General features: G+C 45.9%; 9 protein-coding genes. All 9 read right to left on the reverse strand.

The annotated features are described in order from the left end of the window. Positions 1-238 precede the first annotated feature (238 nt). Positions 239-676 carry a MarR family transcriptional regulator gene (locus MKY42_RS20745; RefSeq protein WP_090900403.1) on the reverse strand — a complete coding sequence of 146 codons (438 nt, stop codon included), beginning with the start codon at positions 674-676 and terminating at the stop codon, positions 239-241. 240 nt (positions 677-916) lie between these two features. Continuing rightward, the gene (gyrA, locus tag MKY42_RS20750) at positions 917-3,379 is read right to left on the reverse strand and encodes a DNA gyrase subunit A (RefSeq protein WP_179264086.1); all 2,463 of its coding nucleotides are present in this window, start codon (positions 3,377-3,379) and stop codon (positions 917-919) included. Between the two features lie 12 nt (positions 3,380-3,391). Next, the gene (parE, locus tag MKY42_RS20755) at positions 3,392-5,371 is read right to left on the reverse strand and encodes a DNA topoisomerase IV subunit B (RefSeq protein ID WP_099858369.1); all 1,980 of its coding nucleotides are present in this window, start codon (positions 5,369-5,371) and stop codon (positions 3,392-3,394) included. Positions 5,372-5,447: 76 nt separating this feature from the next. Further along, on the reverse strand, positions 5,448-6,437 hold the full coding sequence (locus MKY42_RS20760; protein WP_063563174.1) for an ABC transporter permease: 990 nt from the start codon (positions 6,435-6,437) through the stop codon (positions 5,448-5,450). Beyond that, a complete protein-coding gene (locus MKY42_RS20765; RefSeq protein WP_179264084.1) occupies positions 6,430-7,395 on the reverse strand; it encodes an ABC transporter ATP-binding protein in 966 nt (321 codons plus the stop codon). Before MKY42_RS20765 ends, MKY42_RS20760 begins: the two co-directional genes overlap by 8 nt. Continuing rightward, positions 7,396-8,262 carry a GDSL-type esterase/lipase family protein gene (locus MKY42_RS20770; protein ID WP_339844345.1) on the reverse strand — a complete coding sequence of 289 codons (867 nt, stop codon included), beginning with the start codon at positions 8,260-8,262 and terminating at the stop codon, positions 7,396-7,398. It lies immediately after the preceding gene. A gap of 246 nt (positions 8,263-8,508) precedes the next feature. Next, complete coding sequence (locus tag MKY42_RS20775; RefSeq protein ID WP_339844348.1) at positions 8,509-9,300, reverse strand: CAP domain-containing protein; 792 nt, start codon at positions 9,298-9,300, stop codon at positions 8,509-8,511. Positions 9,301-9,649: 349 nt separating this feature from the next. Next, positions 9,650-10,108: a GNAT family N-acetyltransferase gene (locus MKY42_RS20780; RefSeq protein WP_062328403.1), complete on the reverse strand. Its 459-nt coding sequence runs from the start codon at positions 10,106-10,108 to the stop codon at positions 9,650-9,652. Then, positions 10,098-11,285, reverse strand: a complete 1,188-nt coding sequence (purT, locus tag MKY42_RS20785) for a formate-dependent phosphoribosylglycinamide formyltransferase (protein WP_090900421.1) — start codon at positions 11,283-11,285, stop codon at positions 10,098-10,100. The genes MKY42_RS20780 and purT overlap by 11 nt, the downstream gene beginning before the upstream one ends. Positions 11,286-11,366 lie beyond the last annotated feature (81 nt).

Here is an 11,366-nt window from a genome sequence, read left to right on the forward strand (position 1 = left end):
TCACCCTTTTACTTATGGAATATAATATTTCGTACACGAAATATCAGGGGAACAATTACTTATTATAGCAAAAATATTTACATAGTCAACTCTTTACATATAAAATTTTAGATTTTATTCTTAGCCCTCCAAAACAGGCAAAACTCTTTAAAGTACACATCAATAAAAAAATAACCACAGCCCTCCTGCATGTTAAGCAAGAGTTCCATGGTTACTATTATTCATCCGTCCATCGTCATTAAGAAGTGGACAAGGCATGCTCTTTTGTTTTTGGTGTCGTCATTTTGCCTAGTAGATAAACCAGCAACTGCTGGTTATGCATTGAAATATTGCTGAGAACGGAATTCATAAATTCATTACGAATCGTGATTCCCCGTTCGGTCTCCATGCGTCCCTTATCCGATAGGGATATCCATACAATTCGTCGATCCTGATCATCCCGGTCCCGGCGAATCAGTCCGTTTTTCTCCATACGATCCAACAACATCGTTACTGCTGCGGGTGTTGTAGCCAGAAAAGGAATCAGATCGGATGGTTTCATCTTTTCGTGATCCTCAAGAACCTCAAGTACGGCCAGCTGTGCCTCTGTTAACGAGGGTGCCAGCTCATGATCCATATGCAGCTTGTAGTCCTTAGTCAGCCTTGACCAGCACTTGGCAAAATCGGAATTATACATCTTGAATCGCTCCTCTCTGTAACCGGTTATCACTTCACCTGCTTAAGTTTTCGCCCTTCAAAGCCGCATTCCTGCTGCCTTTTTTCAATTTCCCAGCGATCGACCGTAATCGACGAAGGTTGTTAATCTTCGCATGGAGGTCCTCTTGTAATCCGCGTCGGAACAACAAAATAAGACTCTTCACATGACAGGTTTCCCTGATCAGCAAAGAGTCATTATTAAGTCATTATTGAATCCTTATTAGGACGAAGAAGCTGCCTGATTCTCTGTGAGATCCATCATAAGCTCCACAATTTCATCCTGTTTGTCCACATGCACAAGCAATTTACCAATATGTTTCCGTTCAGTAATAGGTACAGCTTCGGAAGAAATGTGATGTGATTGACCTTCCTTGGTCATCACCGTTACATTTCGTTGTTCCCGACAATAGAATGCTCCGGCAATTCGGCTACCGTTCGGTTTCACCCGTTTGCCTTCCTTGAATTCAAATGTTGCCAGTCCCTTGCCGCCACGGCTCTGCAGAGCATAATCCAGCAGTAACGAGCGTTTGCCATAACCCAAGTCAGACAATATAGCAACCTCGCCTTCATCGCCTTCCACCCACAGAACAGATACAACTTCATCCGTTTCTTTTAACTGAATACCACGTACGCCTCCAGACACACGCCCCATCGGATTTACTTCATCCTCACGGAAACGGATAGCCATGGCTTCTTTGGTGATCAGCATAATATCTTTGCCACCTGTGCTTAGATGAACGGATAATACCTCATCATCCTTGCCAACTTTGCATGCGGCTACTGCGCCGGAACGCTTGGTGACGTATTCCTTCAGCTCGGTACGTTTAACCTGCCCTTTGCGGGTGACAAAGACCAGACTGTGATCCGGCTCTTCGAAGGATTTAACAGCAAGCACACTTGAGATTCGATCGTCTTTTGCCAGAGGAATAACGTTGACGATTGCCGTCCCCGGATCTTTCCACTTGAATTCCGGTACCTGATGTACAGGCAACAGGAAATACTGGCCTTTCTGCGTAAATACCAGCAGGTTCTCCAGCGTGTTAACTTCAAGGACCTGGGCGATATAATCGCCTTCCTTCACACCACTTGCGTTACGTTCCCCGCCGGATCGTGTGAATGATTGCATGCCTGTACGCTTGATGTATCCCTCTTTGGACAAGGTGACAAATACATCTTCGGCGTTCACCAGCACTTCCAGATTAACCTTGAGTTCTTCTACTTCGCCTTGAATGGCTGAGCGACGATCAATTCCATATTTCTCACGAATCTCCATCAGCTCTTTGCGGATGACTCCGATCAGCTTGCGGTCACTATCCAAAATAGAGCGTAATTGCGCGATCTTCTTCATCAGTTCGCCGAGTTCCTTTTCCAGAGAAGTAATCTCCAGGTTGGTCAAACGGTATAATTGCAAAGTGAGAATGGAATCCGCCTGTCGTTCGGAGAAACCAAACATCCACATCAGGTTATTTTGAGCATCCTGACGGTTCTTCGACGCTTTGATAGCCGCAATGACCTCATCGAGGATGTTAAGAGCTTTTACCAGACCTTCCAGCACATGTGCACGGTCTTCCGCCTTCTCCAGCTCAAAGCGGGTACGGAACGTTACTACTTCACGCTGATGGGCAATATAAGCCTCTAGGATTGATTTCAATCCCAATTGCTGTGGGGCTTTATTCACAATCGCAACCATGTTGAAGTTGTAAGTGACTTGAAGATCGGTTTTCTTCAGCAAATAAGCCAAAATCCCTTGTGCATCTGCTTCTTTTTTCAGCTCAACGACGATACGCAGGCCTTCACGCCCACTCTCATCCCGTACTTCGGCAATGCCTTCAACCTTTTTCTCCAGTCGGATGTTCTCCATCGCCGTAACCAAACGGGATTTTACGACCTGATAAGGAATCTCGGTAATCACGATTTGTTGTTTGCCACCGCGCATATTCTCGATATCGGTTTTGGAGCGGAGATAGATCCGTCCTTTACCTGTGCGATAAGCATCCAGAATGCCGTCGCCGCCCATGATTAATCCGCCTGTTGGAAAATCCGGACCCTTCATAAACATCATGATTTCATCCAGTTCAATTGACGGCTTCTCCATTACGGCAATACAAGCATCAATGGTTTCACGCAAATTATGTGGAGGAATCTCTGTAGCAAAACCAGACGATATCCCACTTACACCATTGACCAGCAGATTCGGATAACGGGATGGTAATACCACCGGTTCTTTGGCCGTATTATCAAAATTATCCTTAAACAGAACAGTCCGTTTCTCGATATCGCGAAGCATCTCCATTGCGATGGGCGACAAACGGGCCTCCGTATACCGCATGGCCGCTGCCGGGTCATCATCCTGTGATCCCCAGTTTCCATGACCGTCCACAAGCATATGCCCCATTTTCCATGGCTGTGCCATCCGTACCATACCATCATAAATGGAGGAATCCCCGTGAGGATGGTAGTTACCCATAACATCCCCAACTGTTTTTGCGGACTTCCGATATGGTTTCTCCGGTGTATTACCTGAATCGTACATAGCGTAAAGAATACGCCGCTGCACCGGCTTCAATCCATCCCGTACATCGGGAATGGCCCGGTCCTGAATAATGTATTTGGAGTAGCGACCGAAACGGTCACCTACGACCTCTTCGAGAAAGGCCGGCATAAATTGTTCTGATAGACTCATTCCAAGCACCTTCTATTCTTCGTACTCTGTAAAGTCGACGTTCTCTACAATCCAGCGTTTGCGCGGATCAACCTTATCACCCATGAGTGTAGATACACGACGTTCCGCTTTTGCTGCATCGACAATTTCTACTTTGAGCAATGCGCGTGTTTCAGGGTTCATCGTTGTCTCCCACAGTTGATCCGGGTTCATCTCGCCAAGTCCTTTATAACGTTGAAGCTCCACATTGTTTCCAAATTCTTTCATGTAATTCGCCAGCTCTTCATCAGTCCAGGCATAACGTACACTAGCCATTTTTCCTGATTTGCGTGTGAGTTTGTATAATGGCGGCTGAGCGATATATATTTTGCCTGCATCAATGAGCGGTTTCATATACCGGTAGAAGAAAGTCAGCAACAATACCTGTATATGTGCGCCATCTGTGTCGGCATCTGTCATAATTATGATTTTGGAATAATTGCTGTCTTCAACTGCAAATTCGGTTCCAATACCTGCTCCGATGGCCGATGTAATGGCACGATATTCTTCATTTTTGAGGATATCAGCCAATTTCGCTTTTTCCGGATTGAGTGGTTTACCCTTAAGCGGGAGTATCGCCTGAATCTTGGAATCACGTCCCTGTTTGGCTGAACCCCCTGCGGAATCCCCTTCGACAATAAACAGTTCATTTCGGGTAAAATCCTTGGATTGTGCCGGAGTCAGTTTGCCGTTCAGGTTGGAGCTTTCACTGCGTTTTTTGCCGGTCCGCATCTCATCCCGAGCTTTTCGTGCAGCTTCTCTGGCTCTGGAGGCCTGAACCGCTTTGCGAATCAACGTTTGCGCAACCTGCGGGTTTTCTTCCAAAAAACGCTGGATATTCTCGGACACGACAGAATCCACTGCGCTACGTGCGGAAGCGCTACCGAGTTGATCCTTCGTTTGGCCTACGAATTCAACCTCCGACATTTTGACACTGATGACCGCCATCATGCCTTCACGAAGATCATTGCCTTCGAGGTTTTTATCTTTTTCTTTGATCATGCTGGTACGCCGTGCGTAGTCATTCATCACACGTGTATAAGCGGCTCTGAATCCGGTCTCATGTGTACCGCCGCCCCTAGTGGGAATCGAGTTCACGAACGACGCCAGCGTTTCGGTATAACCCGCGTTATACTGAATCGCTACTTCGACCTCAATGTCATCCTTCTCCGCATAGAAGTGAATGACATCATGCAGCACATCTTTATTTTCGTTAAGAAAAGCAACAAACTGGCTTGCTCCGCCTTCGTACATGTACTCATCCTGATTGCCTGACCGTTCGTCCTTGAGCACAATTCTCAGACCCGAATTCAGAAAAGCAATCTCCTGAAGACGTTCTGCCAGTGTATCATAATTAAATTGAATGCCGTTCTGGAACACCCGAATATCCGGTTTAAACGTAACTTTGGTTCCCGTTCGATTGGTATTGCCCAATACTTCGAGACCAGACACCGGTTCTCCGACATGCTCAACGCCTTTTTTGTCTTGCCAATACTCGAATCGTTGACGATGAATCTTGCCATCACGGAAAATCTCGACTTCAAGCCATTCGGACAATGCGTTTGTAACTGACGCACCTACACCGTGCAAACCGCCGGATTTTTTATATCCTGATCCACCGAACTTTCCGCCTGCGTGCAAAATCGTAAACACGACCTGGGGAGTAGGAATCCCTGTTTTATGTATACCTGTCGGAATTCCCCTTCCGTTATCCTGAACCGTAACAGAACCGTCCTTATGCAGCGTGATATCGATTTTGGAGCAGAATTTGGCGAGATGTTCGTCGACAGCGTTATCCACGATTTCCCATACCAAATGATGTAGACCCGAAGTACTGGTGCTGCCGATGTACATCCCCGGCCGTTTCCGTACCGCTACCAGTCCTTCAAGTACTTGAATGTCGTCCGCGTCGTAGCCTGAAGACCCTTGTCCTCCGCCTGTCGAACCTGCCGACATATCGATTTGCTCGACCATTCATGCTCCCCCTTCTTAACTTGCAACTAAAAAAATGCCTGAAATGCAAACAGATGTTTTCTTATCCTTGTCCATTTTAATTCAAGATATCCCGTTTCGTAAAGACAATGAATGACACAAAGAGTGAAGCAATGCCCCAAACACTAAGCACAATAAGGGAAAAACCTAAATTCATCCCTTCGATTGGTGGCAATCCGCCAGACAAATAATTCGGAAGTTCGAGGTTAACCATAAACAAATATTTGGCTGACTGCCAGGATGCAGCCATACTGGTGAGAATAGTTCCTGCTATGAGTGCTGCCATCATGATGACAATACTTGCTGCTGTACTTCGCACTAATACAGAGACCATGAAGGCAAGCATCGCCACAATGATACTGACAAACCAGATCAGCCCTGCCTGCATTAGCATATACAACCACTGGTCCACAGCATGGACTGCTGACATATCGACATCTGTACCCACAACCTTGAATCCGGTAAAGATCGGCATACCGAAACCTTTATATCCGAATACCGCTCCCGAGATGACATAACAGATAACGTACGCTGACACCACAATAATCGACACGAACATAATCAACGTGATGAGCTTACTCAGCAACACTTTCCAACGTTTGACGGGACGGGTCAGAAGCATTTTAATCGTACCTGTGGTGCGCTCACCAGATACCAGATCCGAAGCAATCGCCATAATGAGCAGTGGGATAAACAATCCAACTGCGTTATTCATGAATTCCCGCGTAAAAGTTACACCACCAGGCTCCTTCGGATTGATGTCATTCTCCAGATAGTATTGCATTTGCTGGATGTACACAGTCCTGTACTTTTTGTACTCTTCAGGTACCCGGTCACTGCCAAGCGAGTTCTGATTATCCGTAATGGCTTGTTGCAGTTCAAGCCGCCAGTCGCCGCCAAACTTGTCACGATTATTTTCCGCAGATTTCATCTGGGCATACGTAAACATCGGAACCAGGACCGCGAGCACGATAAAAATAATATAAAGACGTTTTTTCTTTACCATCTTGATCGTTTCGTTTCGGATCAGCGGCATGATGTTACTCAATGGATTCACCTTCTGTCATTTTTAAGAATAGCTGTTCCAGCGTAGGCTGAATTCGCTGCACTCCTTCAACCTGAATTCCGGCTTGCACCATTTGCTGGACTAAGGCGGGAATCCGATCTTCATGCATTTCAGCAACGACCGCATTCAGACCAAGCCCTGCAACAATGGTATCGTCCATAACATCCGCAGGCCGATCCACCAGGGAAACACCTGCATTCAACAGCATTTTTTTACCTTCCTCCAACGGAGTAACATGCCATATTGCCAATTTGGAATGGTCTTCAATCAGTTCATTGACGCCGCCAACTGCAAGCACGCGCCCGGCACTGATAATTGCCACCCTGTCACAAAGAAGCTGGATCTCGCTGAGCAAATGACTACTGACGAATACTGCCATGCCTTCGCTTGCAAGCTGTTTGATAAAGACACGAAGTTCCTTAATCCCTTTGGGATCAAGTCCGTTCGTTGGCTCATCCAGAATCAGCAGCCGTGGGCGACCAAGCAATGCCTGTGCAATGCCAAGTCGTTGACGCATCCCCAGAGAGTAGGTTCTTACTTTATCATGAATCCGCTGATCGAGACGTACAATATCCACAACTTCCTGAATACGGTCATTATCTACACCGGGCTGCATACGGGCAAAATGCTCAAGATTCTCCCATCCGGTCAAATACGTGTACACTTCCGGGTTTTCAACAATGGAACCGACGTATTTCAAGGCCCGTTCAGGATCACGATTGACATCATATCCGCAGACTTGAATTTTGCCTTCTGTCGGTTTAATCAGATCGACTAACATCCGGATGGTAGTTGTTTTCCCGGCACCATTGGGCCCCAGAAAACCGAAAATTTCACCTGGTTTAACATCAAAAGTGACATCCTTAATGATCCATTTGCGTCCAATCTTTTTCTTCAGATGATGCACGGACAATACGGAATCAGTCTGTTCTTGTGCCATTTATTTTCCGCTCCCTTCTGCTGGAGTCCCTGCCTGATATTCCTGTGCAATCCGAACCGCAATCTGCTCGTAGCCTTCTCCATTGGGATGAAAATGATCTGACGACAAATACTGTCCCAGGTGATTTTCAAACAGATCAAATGTAGGCACAAGTGTCATCTTGTCCTCGTTGTTCAGAACCTTCATTGCAGCATCGTTCCATGCAGCTACAACCGCATTTCCTGGCTCTTTGAGTTCTTTCACATCCCCAAACGGATTGTATAGCCCTATGTAGGCAATCTGTGCATCAGGGTTAATTTCTTTCACTTTCTTCAAAATCTCCTGCAAACGCTTCGACGTCTCCGGTAACGCCGCAGCAAGTGTTTCTGCCGTTGGCGCGTCTTCTCCCTGGAGAACCTGTCCACCCTGGAACAGATCATTGGCTCCGATCGACAACAGTATAAAGTTGGATTGCTGTAAGACATAACGTACGCCCTGTTCATCTAACTTGTTCAACAATGCGTCTGTTCTCAAACCATTCACACCCATATTGTTCAGCACCTGCACATCATATCCCTGATCTTTGAGCAAATTACCTGCCCGTCTTACAAATCCAAGCCCTTCGTCATCCCCTGTACCTCTTGCCAGGGAATCACCAATCACAGCCATTTGAATTTTGCCATCATTCACCGCAGGCTTTGATTGTCCGTTTTCCTTGGCAGGTGACGTTGTTTGCTGTCCTGTACCTAATTGGGCATCTCCCTCAGGAAAAATAACGTCTTTAATGGCGTATCCAAATCCAAATAACAGCAGTAATGTTGTTAATATGGATACTGTACTAATGGTTCTCCAGATCCATGGCGCTGAATCAAGATTTCTTTTTTTCATTCATCACATCTCCGCTCATGTACACCTGGCCGGGTACTTAAAATTTAAAATGATTTTACATTAAGATGACGCTTTTTCTAAATAACATAAATGTTCTGTCGTTAATTTGCAAATTTTGCCGCTATATAAGTAGAATTCAATATTAAATATGCTTCTACAAAAAAAAGCTATGTCACACACAGCTTCAAGCTGTGATGACATAACCTTTTTTTGAACTAAAATCAGAATTTTCTTCAATAAGATTAATTATTTGCCGATAAATTCTTGAGCCCAATATCCGTTATAGTATCCAACACCGATTTTTGTGAAGTTTTTGTTCAGGATATTCGCACGGTGACCTTCGCTATTCATCCAGGCAGTAACAACCTCTTGAGGTGTTTTTTGCCCTTTTGCGATATTCTCGCCAGCATAGCTGTAAGTTACTCCGAATTGTTTCATCATGTCAAACGGAGAACCATAAGTCGGTGATTGGTGATCAAAATAATTGTTGTTGCTCATATCTTTAACTTTGGCTACAGCCACTTTGTCCAACAGAGCATCGGAAGCCAATGCGCTCAGGCCAGCTTTGGCACGCTCAGCATTCACAAGTTTTACTACTTGAGCTGCAAAATCCGATTGTGTGCTCTCGCTGCCACTGTTGCCTGTGTTGCCTGTAGTTGTTCCAGTTCCAGTTCCACTATTTGAAGGATCTTTGGCTGGTGTAGTTGCCGGTTTCTCTTCTTGAGTTGGTTTTGCTGGTGTTGTCGGTTTTGCTGGTGTTGTCGGTTGAGCTGGCTTCGTAGTTTGATCAGGCTGTGCTGCAGGCTTCTCTACTGTTGTTTGCCCTTCGCCAGTGGATACAGTGTAACCATTATCTTTCAGCCATTGTTCAATGTACGCTTTTAAGCTTTCCGCACTCGTAATTTTATACGTTGTAGTTTTAGTAGTTGTTTTATATGATGCATCTGCAGCTGAAGCGGAAGCAGGGAGCATAACCCCTACGGCGAGTACGGCTGTCAGACTGCTAGTTACGACGGTTTTCATCCATTTCTTCTTCAAATTCATTCATCTCCTTAGAAATATTAGTTATGACAACTTTGTAATTAATACTCTTGGAGTATATCAATTGAATAGTAGATTGTGAACCCATAAATTATGGAAAAGTAACTTTTTTGTCATTTTTCAACCTGTTTCAAAGGGGTTTGGACGGTTTATAGTACATTGCACCATATCCTGCAACTTGCTCTTAAAACGCTGGTATATCAGCCAAAATCGCAACCATCAACCTTAAAATACGGCATAAAAAAATGGCATCCGGACAAGAAATGCTCGCCGAATGCCACTTAGCTTCTATTTATCATTCACCACACCAAAAACGTGAAGATCGCGATATAATAAAACTCTTTTTCTATAGAAGGACTTTACTGAAACGATAGCCTCTCTTCTGGAAACCAATATGCTCGTAGAAAGAATAGGTTGTTGAAGTCACTTCACGGTTCGCTCCGGTGACAAACAATTGTTTCCCACCTTGCTGTCTGCCCCAATCCTCAGCACGAGCCATCAGACGACGGCCAATTCCGCCCCCACGATGTTCTTGCCCTACAATCAAGGACGTAATTTGGGCGGCAGGTTCCGGATAGGCATGACTTTGCACACATTGCAAGCCAATCACACCAATAATCTGTTCATCCACTTCGGCAACAAGCATGCATGCGTTTGGATTGCTTTCCAAGCATTCAATGCGCTCTTTCATGACATTGGCTGTTGTCGGATAGCTGACCTCTCGCATCAGTCCCGTTACCGCTTCAGCATCTCGCAGTTCACACTCTCGGATCATCAGTACAGGGGCCTCAACATTATTGGACATGATTTACCTCCACTTTCAGCATATTAGCGGCTTGTACCGCTGTTTTACGAGCTTCTTCCACATCTTGGCCGGCACTTAACGCAACGGCCATTCGGCGTCCCACTTTGGTCTCAGGTTTGCCAAATACACGAACCTGAGTACGAGGAAGCGCCAGTGCTTCTTCAATCCCGCCTACAGTAAAGTCAGATGTTTCATCATTAGCCTTCAGCGTTGCTGAAGCTCCCGGTGTCAGTAAATGTACATCTGTGACCGGAAAACCAAGAATTGCACGCACATGCAGCGCAAACTCGGAACTATCTTGCGTGACCATGGTTACCATACCTGTATCATGCGGACGAGGCGATACCTCGCTGAACACAACTCCATCTGATGTCAGGAATAATTCAACCCCGAACAGTCCATAACCACCGAGTTCATCGGTAACCAACTTGGCAATATGACAAGCTTGCTCCCATTGCTCCGGTGTCATCGCGTGAGGCTGCCACGATTCGACATAATCCCCATCTTTCTGAATATGACCGATCGGAGGACAAAATACAGTCCCTGAGACAGATCTAACCGTGAGCAGCGTAATTTCGCTGTCAAACTTCACAAAGCTTTCCACAATGACACGTACGGATTTGCCACGTGCTCCAGAAAGAGCAATGTTCCAGCAATTCTCTACGTCATCCGGTGTGCGGCATACACTCTGCCCTTTACCGGAAGAACTCATTAGTGGTTTGATGACGCATGGTGTACCCAATTCACGAACAGCTTCCTGAAGTTGTTCCAGGTTGTCCGCAAAAAGATAGGCCGCTGTCGGAAGGTTCAATTGTTCGGCTGCCAGACGGCGGATGCCTTCGCGATCCATCGTCAAACGAGCAGCACGGGCCGTAGGAACGACACAAAATCCTTCTTCCTCAAGCTCGAGTAAAGCTTCTGTTGCGATTGCTTCAATCTCAGGTACGATGTAATGAGGTTGTTCCTTTCGGATCAATTGCTTCAAAGCTTCGGCATTTAACATGTCGATGCAGTAAGACCGATGTGCAACCTGCATGGCAGGTGCGTTTTCGTAGCGATCAACAGCGATCGTCTCTACTCCCAGTCGCTGGGCCTCAATAACGACCTCTTTTCCCAATTCTCCGCTGCCCAGTAGCAGCATTTTTTTGGCTTGAGCCGAAAATGGAGCACCCCACATGTTCTTTCCAATCCTCCCAAAGAGAAATCTTCTATATCTATCTCTCTATTTTCGGGGTTTTGGTTAAAGATTGCAAGAGTG

The sequence above is a fragment of the Paenibacillus sp. FSL W7-1088 genome, from assembly GCF_037969855.1.
Lineage (GTDB): Bacteria > Bacillota > Bacilli > Paenibacillales > Paenibacillaceae > Paenibacillus.